Source organism: Rhizobium viscosum (genome assembly GCF_014873945.1).
Taxonomy (GTDB): Bacteria; Pseudomonadota; Alphaproteobacteria; order Rhizobiales; family Rhizobiaceae; genus Rhizobium; species Rhizobium viscosum.
The window spans coordinates 3,782,743-3,803,389 of record NZ_JADBEC010000001.1; the positions used below are offsets into that span (position 1 = coordinate 3,782,743).

At 62.2% G+C, this 20,647-nt stretch carries 15 protein-coding genes and 1 pseudogene; 4 read left to right on the forward strand and 12 right to left on the reverse strand.

Features of this window, described 5'->3' with window-relative positions:
- Window positions 1-210: 210 nt before the first annotated feature.
- From H4W29_RS18655 to H4W29_RS18665, 3 genes are read right to left on the reverse strand one after another with little or no spacing between them, the layout of a single operon-like run.
- A complete protein-coding gene (locus tag H4W29_RS18655; RefSeq protein WP_192730235.1) occupies window positions 211-462 on the reverse strand; it encodes a hypothetical protein in 252 nt (83 codons plus the stop codon).
- Window positions 463-517: 55 nt separating this feature from the next.
- Window positions 518-4,360 carry a hypothetical protein gene (locus H4W29_RS18660; protein WP_192730236.1) on the reverse strand — a complete coding sequence of 1,281 codons (3,843 nt, stop codon included), beginning with the start codon at window positions 4,358-4,360 and terminating at the stop codon, window positions 518-520.
- Between the two features lie 31 nt (window positions 4,361-4,391).
- Complete coding sequence (locus tag H4W29_RS18665; protein WP_192730237.1) at window positions 4,392-6,875, reverse strand: LPD22 domain-containing protein; 2,484 nt, start codon at window positions 6,873-6,875, stop codon at window positions 4,392-4,394.
- 74 nt (window positions 6,876-6,949) lie between these two features.
- On the opposite strand from H4W29_RS18665, the gene H4W29_RS18670 reads away from it, so the two are divergent.
- On the forward strand, window positions 6,950-7,561 hold the full coding sequence (locus H4W29_RS18670; protein ID WP_192730238.1) for a hypothetical protein: 612 nt from the start codon (window positions 6,950-6,952) through the stop codon (window positions 7,559-7,561).
- A 213-nt stretch (window positions 7,562-7,774) separates the two neighbouring features.
- Here H4W29_RS18670 and H4W29_RS18675 read toward each other — a convergent pair whose 3' ends face one another.
- Window positions 7,775-8,779 carry a carbon-nitrogen hydrolase family protein gene (locus tag H4W29_RS18675; RefSeq protein ID WP_192730239.1) on the reverse strand — a complete coding sequence of 335 codons (1,005 nt, stop codon included), beginning with the start codon at window positions 8,777-8,779 and terminating at the stop codon, window positions 7,775-7,777.
- Window positions 8,780-9,038: 259 nt separating this feature from the next.
- Complete coding sequence (locus H4W29_RS18680) at window positions 9,039-9,917, reverse strand: aldo/keto reductase family oxidoreductase (RefSeq protein WP_192730240.1); 879 nt, start codon at window positions 9,915-9,917, stop codon at window positions 9,039-9,041.
- Between the two features lie 133 nt (window positions 9,918-10,050).
- On the opposite strand from H4W29_RS18680, the gene H4W29_RS18685 reads away from it, so the two are divergent.
- On the forward strand, window positions 10,051-10,968 hold the full coding sequence (locus tag H4W29_RS18685; RefSeq protein ID WP_192730241.1) for a LysR family transcriptional regulator: 918 nt from the start codon (window positions 10,051-10,053) through the stop codon (window positions 10,966-10,968).
- Between the two features lie 108 nt (window positions 10,969-11,076).
- Window positions 11,077-11,748, forward strand: coding sequence for a VOC family protein (locus tag H4W29_RS18690; RefSeq protein ID WP_192730242.1), 672 nt, complete (start codon window positions 11,077-11,079; stop codon window positions 11,746-11,748).
- Window positions 11,749-11,810: 62 nt separating this feature from the next.
- On the opposite strand, the gene H4W29_RS18695 is transcribed toward H4W29_RS18690, so the two are convergent.
- Both H4W29_RS18695 and H4W29_RS18700 read right to left on the reverse strand, forming a co-directional pair.
- Window positions 11,811-12,224 (reverse strand): hypothetical protein, encoded by a 414-nt coding sequence (locus H4W29_RS18695; protein WP_192730243.1) that lies wholly within the window; start codon window positions 12,222-12,224, stop codon window positions 11,811-11,813.
- Window positions 12,221-13,819 (reverse strand): hypothetical protein, encoded by a 1,599-nt coding sequence (locus H4W29_RS18700; protein ID WP_192730244.1) that lies wholly within the window; start codon window positions 13,817-13,819, stop codon window positions 12,221-12,223. The genes H4W29_RS18695 and H4W29_RS18700 overlap by 4 nt, the downstream gene beginning before the upstream one ends.
- Before the next feature lie 156 nt (window positions 13,820-13,975).
- Between H4W29_RS18700 and H4W29_RS34795 the strand changes: the two are divergent.
- A pseudogene (locus tag H4W29_RS34795) lies at window positions 13,976-14,182 on the forward strand (alpha/beta-hydrolase family protein); the annotation flags it as partial.
- Window positions 14,183-14,233: 51 nt separating this feature from the next.
- On the opposite strand, the gene H4W29_RS18710 reads toward H4W29_RS34795, so the two are convergent.
- The 5 genes from H4W29_RS18710 to H4W29_RS18730 are packed head-to-tail and all read right to left on the reverse strand — an operon-like array spanning window position 14,234 to window position 20,465.
- Window positions 14,234-16,768: a hypothetical protein gene (locus H4W29_RS18710; protein WP_192730245.1), complete on the reverse strand. Its 2,535-nt coding sequence runs from the start codon at window positions 16,766-16,768 to the stop codon at window positions 14,234-14,236.
- A gap of 7 nt (window positions 16,769-16,775) precedes the next feature.
- Window positions 16,776-17,288 (reverse strand): virion core protein, T7 gp14 family, encoded by a 513-nt coding sequence (locus H4W29_RS18715; RefSeq protein WP_192730246.1) that lies wholly within the window; start codon window positions 17,286-17,288, stop codon window positions 16,776-16,778.
- Entirely contained in the window at window positions 17,281-17,757 is a 477-nt protein-coding gene (locus H4W29_RS18720; RefSeq protein ID WP_192730247.1) for a hypothetical protein, read from the reverse strand. The genes H4W29_RS18715 and H4W29_RS18720 overlap by 8 nt, the downstream gene beginning before the upstream one ends.
- Entirely contained in the window at window positions 17,738-19,837 is a 2,100-nt protein-coding gene (locus tag H4W29_RS18725; RefSeq protein ID WP_192730248.1) for a phage tail protein, read from the reverse strand. Before H4W29_RS18725 ends, H4W29_RS18720 begins: the two co-directional genes overlap by 20 nt.
- Window positions 19,830-20,465, reverse strand: coding sequence for a phage connector family protein (locus H4W29_RS18730; protein WP_192730249.1), 636 nt, complete (start codon window positions 20,463-20,465; stop codon window positions 19,830-19,832). Before H4W29_RS18730 ends, H4W29_RS18725 begins: the two co-directional genes overlap by 8 nt.
- Between the last annotated feature and the right edge of the window lie 182 nt (window positions 20,466-20,647).

Below are 20,647 nucleotides of genomic sequence, written 5' to 3' on the forward strand. Positions count from 1 at the left end.
CCCCGCGGGGGAGAAGGGAGATGCCGCGATGTCCTGCTCCTCATCGAAGTGTCTCCGCAAAGGGTGCGGCGGGTTCCATCTTCTCCCCCCGCGGGGAGAAGGTGCCCGAAGGGCGGATGAGGGGGCCGCAGCGCACTACCTTGCTTGTTATCAAACTTGGTCGCAGGCGGCGTCTCTCTGCTCCGCACAATCCTTGAACGCAGATCCGCCTTAAAGAAACCGCGCCAGCGCGCCTGACGCGATAGCCTTGATCAACAACCCGGCAAGCGGGGTCAGCATGATGGCGACGACCGCCCAGAGCGCCTTGCCGATGCGGTTTGCGAGTTTTTCGACGCTGCCTTCGATGCGCAGCAGGGCGGCGTTGATATGCGGCTGCTGCGCTTCCAGCGAGACGACGCGCTCCTTCAAATCGTTGATCCTGCCATGCAGCTTTTCAAGCTCGTTGCGGGTGGTTTCATCCATGATGCCATTCCTTGTTTGGCATCATGGATAGGGTGCGGAAGGTTGAGAGCGAAAATCACCGCCCCGCGATCCTTGCCAGGCCGGCATTCGCCGTGCTGAGCATCGCGTCTGCGGGCGACTCCGCCGACAGGCCGGTGGCTTCGAGGATTTCCGTGATATGCTCGTTGCCGATGCCAAGATCGCCGCGCGGTGAGCGGATGGCCTTTACGAGCACCCTTGCATCGCTCGCCGTGCCCGCGGGCGGGCTTTGCGTATCGCGGATCTCGGGTAGGGCGGCCATGACTGAATAGCCCGTATGCTCTGCCAGATATGCCGGCCATGTCGTGTCATGATCGTGTCCGCCGAGGGCGGCGGTAAACACCCTGTCCGTTATGGCGAGCGCGATCATATCCATGGCGAGCGCAATGCCCTGCCGGGCGGTGGCATCCTGATCGGTGGCTTCAGCGCTTTGATCTACGCCTGCGGCGCTGGCCCTGAACTTCTCCGCGAGATGCGCGCCGAGGGCCTTGAAGAGGCGCTGGGTTTCGTCCCCGTCGGCATGGGCCGGGAACGGGTTGAATATCGCCCGCTCCATGGCGGTATCGGCATAGGCAATAGCATTCGCTTCATCCCCGCCAAATTGCTTGAGCCCCTTATGATAATGCGCGAGCCAGGCCGGTATTTCGATGAAACAGTATCGCAGCGTCCCCTCAAGCCAGCCGGTCAGCGTCTTCCACGCCGTTCGGGCATCCGAAAAGGCCTGACGACCAAGCATGAGGGATGAGCGGATGGTGACCTGGTCGATGATGCCGGGGCGGAAGGCGCTTTGAAGTGCCGTGGCGAAATCGCCCCTGCCTGTTGCGGCGATGATGTCATCCAGCCGGTAGCGGTGCGAAAGCGAGGTCGCGAGATTTTTGGCGAGGCTTGTTGCGGTGACGTTCTTTTTCGTCAGGCGGGCCATGCGGCCGATGCCGTCTGCGGCGCGCAGTTCGCCGGCGCCGGCTTCGTCCAGCCAGACTGTCAGGCGGTGCTGGACAGCGAAGGTTTTGGTCCGATCGAAGACGTTCCCTAGCCTGGGATCATCCAGCAGGCGCCTGGCATTGGCAAGCGGCTCGCAGAATTCGAGATCATAGAGCAGATGGTTGACGTGCCGGTGCAGCACGGCGATATCGAGATCGAGCGGCCGGGCCATGCGATCTGCGCGGGACCGGCCGTGGCCGGCCTCGGTTTGCGACTTGGCGAAGAGGCCTGATGCCAGCGCCAGCGCCCGGTCCGGCGCCGCATCCGCGCCATCATAGGCCAGCGGATAATAGCCGCCCTTCAGCGCCTTGCCGGCGATGGTGACGGGAGTGGGCTCTACCCATTGCGGTGCGATGCCGGTCAGGCGCTTTTCGCGCGCGGCGATATCGGGCTGGAAGGCGGCGAGATAATCCCACACGGATTGCGCGAAATCCGCATCGCGCGCATCCAGCGAGGCGAGCACGGCGGCAAGCCCGGCTTCATCGAGCGCGCCGGGGATGCGAGCATCCGTCAGGCGCCGGCGGTTCGCCTCGTTGCCGGCATTGAGCGCAATGGCGATCGCCTCCCATTTCGACAAGGACTGGCCAAGGGCCGCGATATAACGGGACTTGCCCATCTCGCTGATCTCTTCTGGCGAATAGACATCATAGAGCGCCTGCAGGTCGGCGGCGGCCTTCTGCCGGCGTAACGCAAGCCGGTCTGCGGCCGCATCGAGCGGTGTCTTGATGGCCTGGTATGCAATGCCGCCGATCTGCCGTAGCTGTGTGCTCGCCTCCAGCGCGGGGTCGAGGTGCGGGAGGTCCAGGAAAACGGAGGCAGCCGGTGGTGGGGCTTTGCCGATGGCATCGGCGAGCGCGGTGACGATCTCGTCATAATCCGCATCGCCATCGGCATTGGTCAGCCGGCTGGCGCGCTCTGCGGCATGTTCGAGGTTCTTCACCGCCGCCATGACGGCGCGGAAACGCTCCAGCGTGATCTCCTTGTAGGACTGGCGCCCGGAGGCGATCAGCACGCTATCGGCAATGGCAAGCTCGTTTTCCCTGCCGGCTTCCTTCATGGCCACCATGTAGTTTCTGAGGGCGATGCGCGGATCACTCTGCCCAGCTTGCTCGCCATCCGGCCCGCCGCCAAGCCCGTAGCGCCCAAGCAGCGCGTCGATCGCGCCGAGATAGTCGATATGGCCATTGTCGCGTCGGCTTGCCTCGGCCAGCTTTTCGCGCGCCGGACCGCTTGCTAGACGCGCGGCATCAGCCTCGAACGTTTCGACTTCGCGGGCAACCTTGAGGCTTTCGGCATAGATCGTGTGATTGAGAAGCTGGCGGCGCTTGGCCGTGATCAGCTTGCCGATCCGCTCGTCCTGATCGAGGTGGGGGGCCGTCTGCGCCTCGCCTTCGCCGGCGATCCCCCGGCTTGCCCTACCGCGCCAGTCTTCATCCTGCGCCAGCTGATCGCCCAGCCGGACAGCCTCAATGCCGGTACGCCGGCCGGCAGCGAGGAAGCGCGCACCGTCCATCGCATCGCCGACCTCCATGCCAGCGGTGGCCGAAAGCGCATAGGCTTGCGCTTCGGCCACCGTCAGCCCCTCGCCACCGCCTGCAATCTCGACGATCGCCTTCAGCTCGGCCGCCAGCCATTCCGCCCGCCTGTCATTATGCACGGCCGCAATCGCCCGCTCTTCGGCGGAACCATCGATCAGCATGTCGCCGTGACGCTGGAGCATGATGCGCTCGACTTCGAAGGCGATCGCATCTGCGCGGGCCGGCGCCAGCGTCATGGCCGCCACAAGCTCATCACCGGAGCCAAGGCCGAAGAGATCCGCGACGATATCGGGATCAAGCCCGCCCTCATCGGTATAGATGGGGTGCTCGCCCTGTGGCAGGGCTTCGAGGATGGCGGCGCCATAGCGCGCCACGAGGGCCGCCTTGTCGAAACGAATGTCACCAGCCGGTGTGGGAGTTTCCGCATCCAGCCAGCGCCGGTTCGCCATCCATTCGATGGCGCGGTAGAGGCCGGTAGCGTCGATCTCTTTTTCCACCTTGCGCTGCACGGAGGCCTTTTCCGCCTGATAGGCCTTCTGCTCTTCGCGCCGCACCGGCTCCATCACCTGGCGCAGCAGCTGCGCTTTCGCCTCCTGCGCGGCGAGCGCGCGCAACTTCAGCAGGTGGTCGTAGTGCGGCTGGGTGAGGCCGGCGGTCTCGGCGCTGGCAAAGACGGGTTCATCGCCGCCGACATTCTGGTGCGCCATTTCTATTGCGGTGTCGCTGGCGAGCATCCGGAAGAAGATGGCGGCGACGTCGGGGGCGAGGGAAATGTCGAGAGCGACGAGGCGGCGGTAGATCGAGAGCAACCAGTCGCGGAATTGCTCGAAGACGCCGCGCATCTCGGGTGAGGGTGCTTTGCCTTCGATAAGGTAGGTTTCGGCGGCATCTGTGAAGCGAGACTGCATGGCGGTGTCGATGGCCGCGTCTTTGTCGGGATTTCCGGTGGTGCCGCGATCGAGCGCGGCGAGCACATCCTTGGCAGTGACCTTGATGCCGGGTTTGGTGCGCACTCCGTCAGTTGTGACGAGCTTCGCGTTTTCGCGCCACCAGCTTTCGAGATGGGCGAAACTTTCTGCGGCCGGGCGAACGCCGCTGCCGGCCATGTCCTGCATGATATCGAGGAAATGGCGGCTTGCCCCTTGCAGCAGCGCGGAGAAATCGGGCTTTCGGAAAATGTCGAGGATGGTTTCGGTGCCGGCTGGGATACGGAGTGGGCTGTTGGGCGAGACGGCCGGGCTTTGGAACAAACGCGGCGGCGCGCCGGATGTGAGGTCATCGGTCTTCATCACCGCGTTATCAGATGGAGGTTGGGCGGACACGGTCGCGGTGCCTGCGGGACGGTTGGTCAGATTTTTCAAGTTGAATTCCCTCGGGAAATCGCTTTGCCGGTCAAGGCTGCGGATAGAGCTTCAGATATTCATCGAGGCTGCGGCCCTCCGAGCGCGCCAGGGCAGACGAGAAGGCGGAATGACTCATGGCGAAATGGGATACGGTCTCGGCAGGATGTCCGGCGATGGCAGAACGCAGCACCGCGAGATTGTAGGCCCGCCGTTCGGCCGCAAGATCGATGATGGGGGACGAGAAGGCGGGGTTGGCTCGCGCATTGAGGACGCTACCGTAGGCGTTCGCATGCTCGCGGAACGCTTGGGATTCCGCGAAGGTGAGGCCGCTAGCGTGCGGACGGATATTATCCATTATAAATCCGTCGCCCTTCGAACCGGCGAAGTACGTGGCGTAGGTCGCCATGGAGAGCTTTACGTCGCCGCCGGTCGTTCTGGCGAACGCGAGAGCGCGACTATCCACCAGATCTTCAGGGTTGATACCCGCTGCCTTGGCAGCTTTCACGAAGGCGCCGGCTGGAACCAAAACATCCCGCGCTTCGGGGTTTGGCGTCATCCTGGTGGCAAATTTATGGAACTCGTCGCGTGACCGTTGCCAGAGCTTTGATGCCTGCGCTGCGACAGAGATTTCTTCAAGTGACTGGCGGGTTTGGGCGGCCGCGGCTATCTGCTGCTCGGACGTAGGCGAGTTTCTGTGCCCTCCAACGAAGCCGAGCCCTTTCTCGGCGCCGTGATTGACCGCACCCACTACGGTGGCAATTAGCATGGTTTCCGCGACACCATCGGACCATTTCCTGTTGGGATCATACAGCCGCCGGGCAATGTCGTTGCCCATCACTTTCTGGGTGCCTTGCTTCAAGCTTTCATCGGCGGCGCCACCGATAACCCCCTGCAATACGCGGCCGACGGGCAGCCACTTGAGTGCCGGCGATAAGACTTTTGCTACAGGAAGTGCGGCGATCGATCCTGTCCAGGCGTACTGCCGCGCAGCCTCGGACTGCTTCTCTTCAGGCAGTCCCTTTTTTCTTGCCTCTGCAGCGCCTTCGCCAGCGGCCTGCAGCATAGCCAGAGCAGCTACGGCAAGGGGGCCGCCGAAATATCCAGCCAATACGGCGGGAAGGCCCATTCCGATTGCTTTGCCGATCTTGCGTCCGAAACTGTTCTCGTATCCCGGAGCCGCTGGAATAAAATTGTCGCCATAGTCCTGAAGTTGCTGGCCCCAGATCTCAAGTTTTTGGGCGAACTCGGGAAATGGGTTGTCGAAAGACTTTCTAACTTGTTCTGGCTTCATATCGCCCGACCGAAGCGCCCTTAAGATCATGTGCGCTTCCATCGGATCGATTAAGTTTTGCTCAAATATACTTCGTTCGAAGCGAGCAAACTCGTCGTCCGTGAGATTTATTGCTCCCGTCATCTGGTCCAGAAAAGCGCGCTGTTTGGGCGTTGGATAGCTGTTTTGGAGCTGGCCTTCGGCTTCCAAAAGGACGCCTCCAAAGGAAATGAGGCCGCCGGGGAGAGCTTTCACCAGTTCCCAGCTGCTCTGGCCGGCTGATTTGGTGTTTTCCCAGGCTTCCTCAGCTGTGACCTTGTGCTTGTATCGGGAGTCGAGCGTTGATCTGACATCGTCTTTCGTGGCGATCCCGGCCAACACTGCGTTAAGGGCGGTGATACCGTCACCCTTGTTGAACCAAGATTGTTCTCCGATCTTGTTGCGCAACTTGGGAACACGCTCGGGGTGGGCTAATGCGTCAGCAATCTCGTCGATGAGCTCCTCTTTGGCTTGTTCATCAGCGCTGAGAACCTCGTGAGGATTTTGGGAGGTACTGCCCGCGGTAGGGACAGTCAGCTCTGCGGACGGCGTTGCATCAACCGCAGTTGGAGCAGTGGGTTGTGTGATCGATCTGACAGATCCCGCAGTTTGAGCCGCCGGTTCTGTAGACTGGGCGGCTGACTGAGTGGATGCAGGGGTCGACTGCGTAGCCGAAGGACTGGGCTGTACCGTTGGAGCGATATTCTCGGCTGCTGGGGTGCCGGGCGCCGCGGACGGGGCAATGGGACCGGGTGAAGCGGCGGGCTGTAGGATCGGGCCGGCGGGACTCGGGGGAGCTGCAGGATTTGCACTCGCAGCGGCAGGCTCCTTCGCGGGAATTGTCACGTCACCGAACGCCCTCGGCACCTGCCCATACCGCTGCACAATCTCTTCGAAGGAACACAGGTTGTAGACGTCGTCCTTCGCCAGAAGGACCGCCATCGGGTTTTCGCCATACCAGGTCGCCGTGCGCCGTGCGGTCGAGAGCATCGCCTTGTTGCGTTGCTCGTCCATGCGCTTTTGGAGCAGGTCGCGATGCTCCTTTACCAATTCCAGGGAAGGGGCCGGATTTCCCGTGGTATCCGCATACTCGCGCGCGAAGTTAAGGTTATCTGCAACCTCGTCTGGATTTTCATCCGAGGATTGAATATTGCTGTCCGCTGCGGCAGCGTCCTGCTGGCGCCGTTTGCGCGACCAGACGTCATAATCCGACGTGATATCCATGGTTTGTCTCCCGTTCGGCCGAGAGACAGGGGTAGGTGCGGAAGGGTTGTTTTATAAATCGGAGGAGGGGAACGATGCCTGGGGCTTTTGCGGCTGCGGTATTTGCCGCATGGTTGGGGGCGAAATATTGGAGCGAGATGCTGCCGGAAGGTCGCAGGCAGGCGTGGCGGGTCTTCGTCTACGCGTTGATCGGCGCCTGGCCCACTTATCTCGCCTGCGTTCTGCTGGTCTGGTTCCGCGACCCGGAGCAGTCCAATGCTACGGCCGCGGCTTTCGTCACCGATAGGCTATACGGACTCGCTATTGTCGCCGTGATGGCGGGTATTGCTGCCTATCGATTTCGCCTCATACACGACCAGCCGGACGAGGCCGGTCGGGCTGCCCATATGTCCGCCGGAATGAAGAACAGCATCTGGCTGCTGGTAGTCTTTTCCTTCATCTGCTTTCTCTGCGCCAACGTGGCGGCGGGTGGTCGGATGCCGGTTCATGGTGGCGGAGCGCGTCTCATTGGTCAGTTCATCGGTGGGGCCATCCTGATTGTCTCTCTTGCCCTTGTCGGCTTTTTCGCCACCCGTTTTACCAGAAGAAAGCGGGATGCCTATGCCGGCCTGATGGGGGGAGCCGTGGTCGCAGTTGCGATGAGCGGGCTCGCTTATCTCGGGATGCTCAACCATCTCAACGATTGAGCTTGAGGCGACGCGGCAAGGAATGGCGGCTGGTGGCGTTTCAGTTCGCATATGCGCAGTACAGAGGCGAGCTCCTTCACGTGCGCTAACTTCAGTAGAGACAAGCAGCGCCGGAACCTTGCCCGATGGCAAGGGACACAGCGGGGCGCGCTTGACGGGGGTTGAAGCCGGTGAAATGCCGGCGGACAAGGGCCGCCGGTCCGTTGATGGACTTCAGAAAGCCTCGCGGCTGTCGCTTCTGGGATCCCCCTCAATCTGGTGCGGCCGGTAGAGATCGCCGCGGGCGTTGCGCCGCCAGGGGCGGGCGAGATTGGCCGGGTCGGTGGTGATCTCGGCGATCGCGATGCCGGGTTTGCCATCATCAGGGCAACGAGCTACCCACTGGCCCTTGGGGCCGGCGATGCCGCAGGGGGCGATGACGCTTTGCGGCGCATGGGCAGCGTAGCTCACCCAGAATGTGTTGCTGGCCGCAACTCCCAGGACTTCAGCACCGAAGGGAGGGGCGGCGGAGGGGACTTCGCCGGATGTGGAGAAGAGCACGCAATCGACATCGAGCCGCTCATATTCGGTGAAGATCTCGTGATAGTGCGACTCTATACCGGCAGCGCAGCCGAAGCGCATGCCGTCCACTTCGAAGGTGACGGGAATCCTGCCCGGCGAATACATGAAGGAAATCTTGGTGTGGGAGAGCAGGCGCTCGTCATAACGCGTCACCAGCTCGCCCCGGTCTGAGATGACATAGAGGCTGTTATGCGGCCGGTGCGGCGGGGTCAGCCGATGGGGGGCGCCGAAGACCGTCCAGAGCTTCAACTCCTTTGCGTGCTTTCTCGTTTCCTCCAGCTCTTCGCGCAGAACCTCCCACTGATAGCGGCTCCAATCGGCAGCGCCGATCTCCCTGGGGCCGCTTTCGGAAAGCAGGCGCTTGCTCGGAAAGCAGATCGTGCCCTCCGGGAAGTGGATCAGCCGGGCGCCGGCCTCGTTCGCTTGGCGCATCAACAGGCGCATTTCGGCGCCATTGGCGCGGAAGGCATCGGCATCGCGCGGATCGAGGCAAACCGTGGTCTGGGCGACGGCGAGCCGCAGCGATTTTCCGGCGGGCGCACCCGTTTGCGGTTCTGTTTTCGGTTTGCGGATATGGCTGAGGGCCGAAGTATAGGATTCGCCGGTTCGTGCAGCGCGGGCGCGCACCTTGCGCTTGAAATTACCGTTTCGGGTCATTGTCTGGCCTTTCCGTCACGGACGTCTGTTCCCCGGCAACCACGCCCGAGCGATCGGACCTAGGTTTCGAACCCGAGACGGAAGTCCCTTTGCCTCCGTTTGAAAGATCCTGCCGGAGAGGATCGCTGGAGGTTGGGCGCAGGCCACGCCTGACGAGAAAGATGTCGATGCCGTGGCGATTCGTCAATCTGGAGAGCGGCCGTAACGTGGGCTTCGAAACGCGGCAGGTGATCCGCCGCGTTTCGGTCCTGACGTAAGGTCAGGCGCCTTTCGCGGCGGCAATGCCGTCGAGTTGCGCCATCACGTCTGTGGACAATTCGATGTCGGCCACCGCGAGGTTCTCCCTGAGATGGCCGCGGGAGGAGGTGCCGGGGATCAGCAGGATGTTCGGCGCGCGCTTCAGGAGCCAGGCGAGGGCCACCTGCAGAGGCGTGGCGTTCAGGCGGGTAGCGACATCAGAGAGCGTCGAGGACTGCAGGGGCGAGAAGCCGCCGAGCGGGAAGAAAGGCACGTAGGCGGTGCCTTCGGCTGCAAGCTTGTCGATCAGCGGATCATCGCCGCGGTTGGCGAGGTTGTACTGGTTCTGGACGCAGACGATCTCGGTGATCCTGCGGCCGTCATCCACCTGTTTTGCCGTGGCATTCGACAGGCCGATATGCCTGATCAGGCCCTGCTGCTGCAGCTCGGCCAGAACCGTGAGCGGCGCTTCGAGCGAGCCTTCGGCCGGGCCGTGCACATCGAACATAGCGCGCAGGTTGACCACCTCGATCACGTCGAGGCCGAGGTTTTTCAGGTTGCTATGGATCGCCGCCCTTAGCTCTTCCTTCGAGAAAGCCGGCTTCCAGGACGCGTCCGACCCGCGCAGCGCGCCGACCTTGGTGACAATGACGAGATCGTCCCTGTAGGGGTGCAACGCTTCCCTGATGATCTGGTTGGTGACGTGCGGGCCGTAGAAATCGCTGGTGTCGATGTGATCGACGCCGCTTTCGACCGCCTCGCGCAGCACGGCGATCGCTTCGTGGCGATCGCGCGGCGGGCCGAAGACACCCTTGCCGGCGAGCTGCATCGCGCCATAGCCGAGGCGCTTCACCGAGCGGGAGCCCAGTTTGAAGGTTCCGGATTTTTCGACAGTAGACATGAAATCTCTTCTCCGATTGAAGGCAGGTCACGATTAAAGGCACGAGGGAGATAGGCTCGTATCATTGCTGCGACAATTGGCTATAATCCGGACGGGCTGTCCTGTGTGGAGGACAATGAGTGAGATCAGGATTATGAAGCAAGGTTCGCCAGAAATCAGCGATGTCAGCGCGTTTCTTGCTGTGGCGAGGGCCGGCGGTTTCCGCGAGGCGGAGCGGGCAGGGCATATGAGCTCGTCGGCGCTCAGTGATGCAGTGCGCCGGCTGGAGGCCGAGCTTGGCGTTCGGCTGCTCAATCGCACCACACGCAGTGTGGTGCCGACCGAGGCCGGCCGAGGGCTGATGGAGCGGCTCGGCCCCGCCTTCAGCGAGATCAATGCGGCGCTCGATTACGTGAAGGATCTCCGCGACCGGCCGGGAGGCATGCTGAAGCTCAATGTTCCGGTCAGTGCGGCACGGCTGGTGCTGCCGCGCATCGTGCCGGCATTTCTCAGAGCTTATCCGGATATCCGCCTCGAAATCGTCACCGAGGAGAATTTCGTCGATATCATTGCCGCGGGCTGCGATGCCGGCATCCGCTACGACGAGCGGCTGGAGCAGGACATGATCGCCGTGCCGATCGGCCCACGCATTCAGCGTTATGCCGGCGGTGCATCTTCAGCCTATCTCGTTGCACATGGCCGGCCGGAGCATCCGCGCGATCTGCTCAATCACGCCTGTATCCGCGGGCGGTTTGCCGGTCGCGCTATTCCGGTCTGGGAATTCGAGCGCGATGGCGAGATCGTCAGGGTCGATCCGCCGAGCCCACTGATCGTCCAGAATGGCGGCGGCACGGATCTCGCCGTCGATGCTGCGGTGGCCGGAACCGGCGTCGTCTTCACCTTCGAGGATTGGCTCAGGCCCTATTTCGAGAGCGGCGCGCTGGAGCCGGTGCTGGAGCCCTGGTGGGAAAGTTTTTCCGGCCCCTTCCTCTATTATCCCGGCCGCCGGCTGGTGCCCGCACCGCTGCGCGCCTTCATCGATTTCATCAAGGCGATGCCGCGGGAAGGGTGAGCGGAGATCATCGGCCCGCAACGTGGTAGAGTGGGAAGGGCGATGCATTCGCCGCATCACCATCATCATCAACATCACCATCGTCGTGACGATGAGAGGAGGAAGATAATGAGCAGCGCAAGCAATATGACCGGCAACGGCACGAGCGAGATGAAGCTGGAAATCATCGTCGTGCCCGTTTCTGATGTCGACCGGGCCAAGGCATTTTACGGTGGGCTCGGCTGGCGCCTCGATGCGGATTATTCCTCTGGTGACAATTACCGGGTGATCCAGTTCACTCCGCCGGGCTCGAACGCCTCCGTCATCTTCGGGAAAAACGTGACGCCGGCGGCACCCGGCTCCGCGCAGGGGCTCTATCTCATCGTCTCCGATATCGAGGCTACCCGCAAAGAGTTGCGGCAGCGCGGTGTTGATGTCAGCGAGGTCTTTCATCCCGAAGGCGAGGTCTATAGCGGGCCCGACGCGCCCTATCTCTTCGGCCGGCGCCGGGTCAGCGGTCCCGATCCCGACCGCGGCAGCTATCGTTCCTTCGCAGCCTTCAGCGATCCTGACGGCAATGGCTGGCTCTTCCAGGAAATCACCGCTCGGCTGCCGGGCCGCATCACATCCGACCTTGCCGCCTTCGGCACGGCGAAAGACCTCGCTGCGGGGCTGCGCCGGGCAGCCGAAGCCCATGGCGAGCACGAGAAGCGCAATGGCGGAAAGCATGACGAAAACTGGCCGGATTGGTATGCGCAATACATGATGGCTGAGCAGACGGGCAAGCCGCTGCCGCAATGAGGTCATTGGCGAGCGGGGCGGCCGGATTGGCTGGCCTCGCTCGCCATTTTACGGCAGCTCACTCACACAGGCTTGATCCCGGCTGCCCATCTCCAGAGATCGTCCATCTGGTTCGGCGGAATGCCCATGGCCATCGCGAGGAGATCGATGCGGGGATCGTTGCGGGAATATTCCTGTGCGTCCTCGATCATGATGCGCACGGTTTCCTTGTCCTTCACCGACATGTCACCCATGCCGTTGACGAGAGAGAGGACATCAGCCTTGAAAACCGGTGGTTCGAGTTCGAGTGCGGCGAGCCAAAGCTGCCATTTCTTGAGGGGTGGGAAGGCGTCTTCGAGGCCGAGGGGGTCGCGGAGGAATTTGGCGATCAACGGTTCCTCGTCATCGTGAGGGGTGAGGATCATATCAGGCTGATCGCGGGTGAATATTTCAAGGATAGTTCCGGCGCTGCCATAACGAACATATACAGTGGTCATGCGAATAGCCTCTTGCAGGTGTAATCGTACCAGCCGCACACGAAGAAGGAGGCTGAACAGGCCGCGCTTGTTACACTGACGTGCCTCCAGAGCTGACCATTAGTATTGCTTCGCGCCTTGCCTGCCGCCGCACTCTGATCGGGATAGTCGTTGCCTGAGCGCGATCGGCACCGCACCTGATGGGCGGCACCAGTAGTGTATTTGGCGGCAGCAGCATCTGAGACGATGCCGATACAGTCTTGCCCCGTGCTTGCCACAACGGTATCAATCAGTACCCAGATATCCACGCTCAGTCCCACAGGAACGTTGCTCGGTACAGCTAGGCCCTGCACATTGGCGTTGGCGATGAACCACGAGTAGGTGTCGGTGTTGACCTCGTTGCCAGTCTGCCAGAAGGGAACAATGTTTCCCGATGAGTTGGTGATGACGACGCCCACGCGGCTCCCAGACAAGCATTCCCACCCGACCGGCTTCGTGACATCTGCCTCTAACCCCGACAGCGACATAACGAAATCTGTAGTGCCATCTGATAGCTTCCTGATGGCATACAGGAAATACGTCTTTGACGCCTGCACAGCCCCCGTGTCGAGTAGTTGAACGAGCGTTTTTGCTGCGGCAAGGGCGGTCTGATGCTTCTTACCGCCAAACCAGCCAACGCCTGGGCCGATGGTTACAGACGTAATACCGACATAGGCGGGGATGAATCCTGTAAAGAAATCAAGACCGGTTGCAACACAGACATATTTGACGATGCTGCCCGCCAGAACCTTTCTCAGGCCCCAGCCTGTCGCGCTGTCGGCGATGGCGAACTCGTCGTCATCGCCGATCTCGCTCTTTGCCGCCGCGCCGTGAAGCCAGCCGGCCAGGGTATTGGCGACGTCGTTGTAGATCGCCAGCGTCTTGCGATACCAATGAAAGGCGGAAAACAGCCCGCCCGAACCGGGAACCACAATATCTTCCGGATTCGTTGCATAGGCGGTCGCGAGGCCGGCGCTGGTATTTGCGCTCGTTGCCGATTGAGCGGCTTCCGCGGCCTTCTGCTGGGCGGTCTGCGTCAGGCCAGCAACATCGGGAATGTCGTTGGCAATATCAGCCACAGTCTCCAGATATTGCGAGACGGCGGCAACGGCCTCCAGTGCATCGCCTTTGTTGCTGAGCGTCAGAACGTCTGCAATCAGCTTGTCGATCGTTGCTGAATCGAATGACGGCGGAATGGTGACTGCACGGGCCGCTCTCTCCTTGAGTTGCTGGAGCCTCATCACAACGAGGTCAAGCGCCTGCTCGAGGGTCTCCGCATAATAAGCCCCCTGGTTTTCCAGGTCGGTTTCCTGGGTGAAGGGCACGTCCAGCAGCAAAGTTATCTTGGTGCCGTCCGCCGGGGCGGGGACGATGACCGCGCTTCCGCCGCCATCGTTGCCGACGCCGGTGACGATGTAGTCGGCGTCGAGTACCAGGATTGAATCCGTGCCCGACGCATCCGTTCGGATCACCTGCAGGTGACGGGGCTCAAGGATTTTGAACTTGTATTCGAAAGCCGTGGCGGTGCCGTCCCCATTATAGGGGCCGGATCGGTTTATCTCGCTCGAAATGGTCATATGATTGTACCTCTGGTTTCCTGAACCATAGGCTCAGGAAGGTTGTCGGCTCGACATGGCGACTATCCGCCTTGAGCGGCGAGACGGTCTTGCCTCGTCACGGGGCTGTGACAGCAGGCGCCTTGATCGCTGCGTTTTCGTGTGGATGAAACAAGTCCTGACATCTCGCCGGCTTCGGCTGGTATCCGATCGTTACAGCTCTGCAGTTCGGCTTCGACGCGACAATCGCGACCACCTCGCCGATGGGCTACGGCCATGTCTACGCGCCGCAGCACTATATCGATGCGTGGCTGGCGGTGGCGGACGGCGGCTGAGGTGGTAAGGCTGAAGGGGAAGTTCGAGAGGGAGGCGGTCGGGAAGTGAGGCTTTTGCCAGGGTGCCTGCGATTTCCCGCCACCAGGTTTTCCCCGTCACTCAACGATTGAGTATGGATGTTTCGTATTCACTCACAATTTCATCCTGAGACGGCTTCCTGCGGTTTTTCTTCGTCAAATCCGCCTCGATCGACTGCCTGAGATCGCGTGGAATATCCTCATATTCTACGGCGATATCGTAGCTCTGATCGTCGGCAAGCGCGTTGGCCTGATAAAGGTAGCCCTGCTTCTTTGTGGGAGTCCAGCCAGTGACGAATGAGCCCGGCGAGCTGATGACGATCGGGAACAGCAGGCGGTTGATCATTTTCTGGATGTCGCTCTGGGTCGGGTTCTGGCCGTCGTTCTTGTCCTTGAATACGTCCATCTGATCCAGGAGCGCTAACCGGAACTCGGCGACGCGGTGCGGGACACTGTAGGAGGTGGCGAAGCCGCCGTCCTGGGCGAAGAAGCCGAGCGATTCCAGCTGAGGTTTCGCGAGTTCGAAGGCACTATTGATATCCAGGCTTTCAAGCCGGGCCTTGCGCTGGTCGGTGAGGGCCATCTGCCGCCAGCCGGTGACTTTTTCCCAATCCTTGTCGGAGAGTTTGGAGCGATACCCAAGGAGATCGATCTGCGAGAAGGCGGCGGGATCCCTGGCGAACTCGGTCTGCAGATCGTAGAGCGTCTGCGTGTCCGTCGCCGGCTGGCCGTAGGCGCGGACTTTTTCCTTGTAGTCGCGCAGCGCCAGCATGCCGGATGGGCCGATGGCCTGCTGGATGTGGACGGGCAGTTTCGTCGGGTCGAAGGTCGGGTCGGCGATGACCTCGTTGTTGGCCCATTCCTGCACCTGCACGCGCTGGGCGTCGATCGCCTTCTTCAGCGAGACGGTATAGCCGTTCAGCTGTGCCTCGGTGGCGGCGCGCAAGGCGGGGTCGGCGATGCTGTTCAGGCTTTCTTCGATCCTGCGCAAGCTCTCGGGATTGTAGTTCGGCAAGGTCATGGTCTTCTCGTCGACGGTGCCGGATGTGCGGAAGCCGATGACCTGGCTTGCGGCGTGGGCCGTCAGCGCGGTTTCGCCAGCGCGTCTGGGATCGCGGCCGAGCACGAGGATGTTGCCGTCGGCGTCGTAGCCGCGGAAGATGCCGATCTGACCCTTCTCTCGATCATCAGGGGCGTTGCCGCCGTTCCTCCCGGCGCCTTTGCTTTGAGGCGGGCCGAGCACGACGATGTCGCCGGGGCGGGGTGTCTGCGTCGGCAGGCCGAAATGGCGGAAGCTTGTGGCATCGGCCGCAGTGCTTCCGGCGGGGGCTGTACCGAGGATAGCTCCTGTGACATCGGTCAACCAGGGCTGGAGCGACGGGGCGACCGTGGTGCCGGCGGCATTTCTCACGAAGCTCGCCACCGCCAGATCGTCCTTCGCCTTGCCGGGGAAGGTCAGCGTGGCGGCAACGGTGCGGAAATCCTCCAGGCCGCTCGGCTGGCGCGGCGGGGTCTGAGTGGTCGATACCTGCGGGCCGGCGGGTTGCTGGCCAGTTGTTTGAGAGCGGGCGATTTGCGGGGCCGCGGTCTTGCCCGCCGAACGCGGCGCGCCAAGTGTGCGGGCTCCCCCGGTTCCGCTGCCGGCGCCATCCGTTTCGAGGCCGGTGGTTCTTGCGCCTGCTGTAGAGGGCTGAACCGGGCCGCCGGTCTGCGGCTGGCCGCCTGTACCGCTATCAGCGTTTGGCGTCGCCGCTGTGGGGGCGGCATTGGCGTCAGGCGCGCCGGTATAGGTCGGCGGCAGGCCGGCGATGATGTCGGTGGTGTTCTGCCGGGCCTTTTCCTCGGTGACGGCGGGCTGCAGCGATTTCAGCAGGGCGGTGCTGTCGGCCGACAGCATCCGGTCGCCGGCGTCTTTCACATATTGCTCGGCTTTGATGGCGCTGTCATTGGCGATGCCCAGCGCGACATTCTTCGTCGTGTCGGAGACGAACCGGGCGCGTTCCTGGTCGAGCCTTTCCCTGCTCCAGCCCTGCATGTGGCCCTGATGCTCTATCTCGGCCACGCCCTTGCCGATCTCGGCATCCACCTTGGCCGGATCGCTGTAGACGGCGACGGCGCCGGCGCCGGCGGATTTGATGCTGTTGGCCGAGGTCTCGGCAAACCATGCCTTGCGCTGGTCGAATGTGTGGCGGATCGTGCTGTCCAGCAGGGTGTTCATGCTGGCGCGGCTGGTCTCTTCATAGATGCGCGCGGCACCCGGCGTCAGGCTCTTGCCGAATTCGGCGCGCTTCTGCTCGGCCAGCTTTTCGAAGGCGGCGCGGCCTTCCACGGCGGCGCGGCCGGTCAGCGTCAGGAAGCCGCTCTTGCCGTAAAGCCCGTCGCGCTGCCAGTCGTTGAGCTTCGTCTGCGCATCCTTGGCGGCATTGGCATTGTCAAGCTTTTCCACCTCTACCACGGCCTCGCCGAGCGTGCCCATGCCGGTTGCCAGTCCCTGCATGCCCTTGCCGATGGCGGAGCCGAAAGCCTCGGCATCGGCCTGCACGGTGAAGCCCTCTGTATATTCCGGGCGCAGTGCTACGTGCTGTTGCGTATCCTGATAAGTCGGAACAGTCGGCATCAAACCCTCACTTGAAATAACCCAGGGCCTTGCCCTGCGTATAAACCTTGCCCGTGCCGCCGAGCACGGTGCCGAAGGCTTCGAGATAGCCACCCTTGACGGCGGCGTCGGCGCGCATACGGTCCAGCTTGGCGCTTGCCAGCTGGTTGGTGCCCTGCACCTTGTAGCCATAGGCTTCGCGATAGGCATTGGTGCGCACGTTCAGTGCATCGATCTCGCCCATCTTGGCGGTATCGACGATCGTATCGAGCGGCGAGCCGAAGGAGAGGTCGATGCCGTTTGCGGCCATCGCGGCTTTCTGGCGGCCCTCCAGCTGCGCCGTTTGCAGGCGCTTCTGCTGCTCTTCCTGCTTGCCGCGTTCGATCGCGTCCTTCGCCTGCTTGTCAGCGATCTGCGCATTCATTTCGGCGACCTGGGCGTTGTATTTGTTCGCCTCAGCCGTCGCTTTCGCCTGCTGCACTTGGCCGGCGGCGCCAAGAAGCGTCGAGCCCAATGTCAACGCCAGACCAAGATCACACATCAGCTTCTCCCATTTCGAACAGGTGGAATGGATGAGCGTTGATCTCGACGGGTGCGAACAGCCGGAAGCCCAGCCATTCGAGCCAGCGAATGGAGATCGCGTTGCGCGCATCCACGACGTTTCGCAGCAAGCGATAGTGGCTCAACAGTTGAGCCGGCCAATCCTTGGATATCCTCAGAAAGCCGCGGAAATTCTTCTCCACAGCATCCGTGCCGAGCAGCCAGGGCGCGCCGATGCCGGTGAGGATATTGATGTCGCCGATACCCCACATCACCTCCGGCCGGCCATCGAAGAGGGCTGTCCAGGCAAGGGAGGAGTGGCGGTAGGAGAAACAGAGAGCTGAAAGCGGAGAGCGGCCGGAGGCGGCGAAAACCTCCTCGCGGTCGGCCGCCCGCATACGGGAGGCAATGGTGCGGATATGGCTCGGCCGCGCCTCGATAATGGTGATCTCAGCGGCCAAGGGTGACATCCGGCATGATGGAGAGAATGGTCATCGGCAGCGGGTCGAATTGCTTCACCCACATGGCGCCGCTGGTGCTCCAGTCCCAATAGGGGGTGATGGTGAGATCGCCGGTATAGAGGCTGATCGCCTCATTCCAGTTTTCGTTGCGGCGCTGCTTGTATTCCACCAGTCTGCCGCCATCCCGCTCGCCATCCTCTGGCCCGGTGAAGATGCCGCGGGTATTTTCCACCCGGAAGGTCACTTCGGAGACGGATTTTGTGCGGCCCTGCACGGTACCGAGGCCCTGCACCTGGCCGACATCGAGATCGAGCGTTTCGATTGCTGCCGTCACCGGCAAGCCGATATGGATTTTCGAGGCGGCGTTCTGCAGCCGCACGGCTCCGCCTGTGACAGTGAGATTGCGCACGACGTTGCCATCCGCAAGCGCCACGACGGATTGGCCTTCGAGATGGCCAAGCCCATTTAGCGTAGTGGCGGGCGGGCCGGAATAGGTGAGGCCGCAATCGACGAAGAAGGCGTCCTGCACATCCTCGAAAGCGCGGCTGTGCAGCCGTTCGATATAGCGTTTCTGTGCGCCATTGATCGTGCGGCGAACGATGAAATAGGGCACGTCCTCGCCGTTTTCCTCGATCACGGTCACATCCTCGAAGAAGGCGTCGTTGCCGGGGCCGCTTTCGTGGCGGGTCCAGGCCCAGACATCCTGTTCCTTCATGTAGGTGAGCGAGACCAGCGCGCCGTCATCGAGCACCACCCAGACGACGGAATCGGGCGCCTGGGCATAGTCCCAGGCTGATATCTCGCGGCCCTTGAAGAGGTGGCGGGCAAGGACGGTGAGATCCTTCCCGACATAGCTGTCCTGCGTATATTCATAGGAGAAATCGCGCACCACGCCGCCAAGGCGCTGGGCAAAAAGCACGGTATTGCCGACGACGATCGGCTGCACCTTGGCGGCCCCGCGATAACCCTGGTTGTCGAGCTTGATGGCGGAGGGTGAAATCGCATCGGAGGTCGAGCCTCCGGTGACGATCCATTCGGAACCTGATGTCAACAGCAGCAGCCCGCGCACCGAAATCATCGAGCGGATCTCGTTCACCTGCCTTGCGCGGATGCGGAAGGTCACGGCGTCGCTCGCCTTGGCCGGCGAGGAGACCCCGAAATTCTCGTAATTGGCGGACTGGCTGAGCCAGACGGCCTGCGGGTCATTCTGTGTCGAGGCGAAGGCCAGCCGCTGCTCGATGAAGGTGACGCAGCGCGGATAGTTGCCAGCCGCACTGAAAGGGTTGCGGCCGGCCTGCGGCGTGTCGGAGAGATCGGGCGTAATGTTCTCGTCATCGAAGCTCAGGCCCGTCGTGCCGCCGACATAGCCGAAAATGCCGTTGTCATCGCGGTAGACGATATAGCGCGCAGCACCTGACACGGCCGCCCAGGTGACACGGTTGATGCCGCCCTGGATGGCGAGATCGTTGACGGTGGCGCCGGCGCTCGACGGCAGGCTTTCCTCGCCGCTGTCTGCCACTGCGGAGACGCAGTAGCGGTATGTGGTTGCCACGTAGCCCGGCTTGCCCGCGGTATCGCCGGGTTTGGTGACAGATGGCGTGCCCGCCGGCGGATTGATCAGGGGCTTGAACAGGACTGTCGTCAGCGTCCAGCTATTGTCGGCAAGACGTCCGAGTTTGCGCACGGGGTGATTGACCTGGCAGAGATAGAGCACATCGGCTTCCTGCACGAAGACGAGGTCCTGCACGTCATCTGCTGTATAGGCGGTCGCGACCTCGTATGGCGCGCCGCCTGACAGCACCAACCCGCCATCGCGGAAGATGCGGATGTAGTGATGGCCGAATTCGAGGATGTAAGTCTGCTCGGTATTGAACTGGAAGCGGATCAGCCGGGCCTGTTTCGAACTGTCCTTGATCTCGTGGATGAATTGCAGCCCGGCCCGGTTCGAGACACCCCCATGCGGATGCACGAAGACATTCAGCGCCGTGCGCAGACCGCTCTGATATTTGGTGAGATCGACGCGGGCGCCGAGTGCGGGCGAGAGTTCGCCCGCGGTGAAGGAGGGCTGGTAGGCGCGGAAATCAGCCATGGGCGCGCACCGCAATCAGTTCGCTGACGAAATTCTCGCTCGTGTGCCTCACCTGGTTGGCCTCGGCCTGTTCGGCGGCCCGCTGGCTGCTCTGGGCAAGCGCCATGGCATCGGCGCGGATTTTCGGATCGCGCGTCAGCGGCATGGCGAGGCGGACGGCGAGATGCCAGGAGAGCGCCTCGATGAAGAGAGGCGCATATTTCGTCGGGTCGGTCAGGCGGCAGGTATAGCGCAGGAGCACCGGCGAGAGATCGCAATAGAGCCTGTCGCCCTCGAGCGCGTAGGGATACTGCATCTCGCGCCCGGCCTCGTCGAGATCCGGGTTCAGCGTCTCCGGCAGATCTGCCGCGTTGGTGGAATAACGCGTCCTGATCCAGCGGATCTGCAGGCAATCGGCCGGTCGCGCATAGGAATGGCGCCAGACGCCGGGCTTGTCATTGTCCAGTGCGCCCAGTGCCAGCGTCTTGCCGGCAGCAGCCCAAGGAAAGGACTGCAGCAGCACATCGCGCGTCTGCGCATAGAACTGATTGCAGGCGCGTGCCTCCGCACTCTTTTCCGTCAGATCGTTGATATTGTCCTTGCCGATATTGGAAAGGGCGAGATTGCAGATAGAGACGACCGTAGCCATGAACCAACCTCTCGTGTTGGGGTAGGCGTACGGTGTGGATGGTTGTTGGGGTGAAGTGGGGCGTAATGGGCAGGAGAAGGTGTGCCGCGTGGCACCCCCCTCTGGCCTGCCGGCCATCTCCCCCACAGGTGGGGAGATCGACACGTGGCGTGACCTTCGGACATCACTGACGTCGCGCAGTT

Coding starts and splice junctions, on each gene's coding strand:
- H4W29_RS18670 (WP_192730238.1), top strand. CDS start 6,950: ATGCCTGGGGCTTTTGCGGCTGCGGTATTTGCCGCATGGTTGGGGGCG.
- H4W29_RS18725 (WP_192730248.1), bottom strand. CDS start 19,837: ATGGCTGATTTCCGCGCCTACCAGCCCTCCTTCACCGCGGGCGAACTC.
- H4W29_RS18655 (WP_192730235.1), bottom strand. CDS start 462: ATGGATGAAACCACCCGCAACGAGCTTGAAAAGCTGCATGGCAGGATC.
- H4W29_RS18665 (WP_192730237.1), bottom strand. CDS start 6,875: ATGGATATCACGTCGGATTATGACGTCTGGTCGCGCAAACGGCGCCAG.
- H4W29_RS18730 (WP_192730249.1), bottom strand. CDS start 20,465: ATGGCTACGGTCGTCTCTATCTGCAATCTCGCCCTTTCCAATATCGGC.
- H4W29_RS18720 (WP_192730247.1), bottom strand. CDS start 17,757: ATGTCACCCTTGGCCGCTGAGATCACCATTATCGAGGCGCGGCCGAGC.
- H4W29_RS18710 (WP_192730245.1), bottom strand. CDS start 16,768: ATGCCGACTGTTCCGACTTATCAGGATACGCAACAGCACGTAGCACTG.
- H4W29_RS18700 (WP_192730244.1), bottom strand. CDS start 13,819: ATGACCATTTCGAGCGAGATAAACCGATCCGGCCCCTATAATGGGGAC.
- H4W29_RS18695 (WP_192730243.1), bottom strand. CDS start 12,224: ATGACCACTGTATATGTTCGTTATGGCAGCGCCGGAACTATCCTTGAA.
- H4W29_RS18685 (WP_192730241.1), top strand. CDS start 10,051: ATGAAGCAAGGTTCGCCAGAAATCAGCGATGTCAGCGCGTTTCTTGCT.
- H4W29_RS18680 (WP_192730240.1), bottom strand. CDS start 9,917: ATGTCTACTGTCGAAAAATCCGGAACCTTCAAACTGGGCTCCCGCTCG.
- H4W29_RS18675 (WP_192730239.1), bottom strand. CDS start 8,779: ATGACCCGAAACGGTAATTTCAAGCGCAAGGTGCGCGCCCGCGCTGCA.
- H4W29_RS18690 (WP_192730242.1), top strand. CDS start 11,077: ATGAGCAGCGCAAGCAATATGACCGGCAACGGCACGAGCGAGATGAAG.
- H4W29_RS18715 (WP_192730246.1), bottom strand. CDS start 17,288: ATGTGTGATCTTGGTCTGGCGTTGACATTGGGCTCGACGCTTCTTGGC.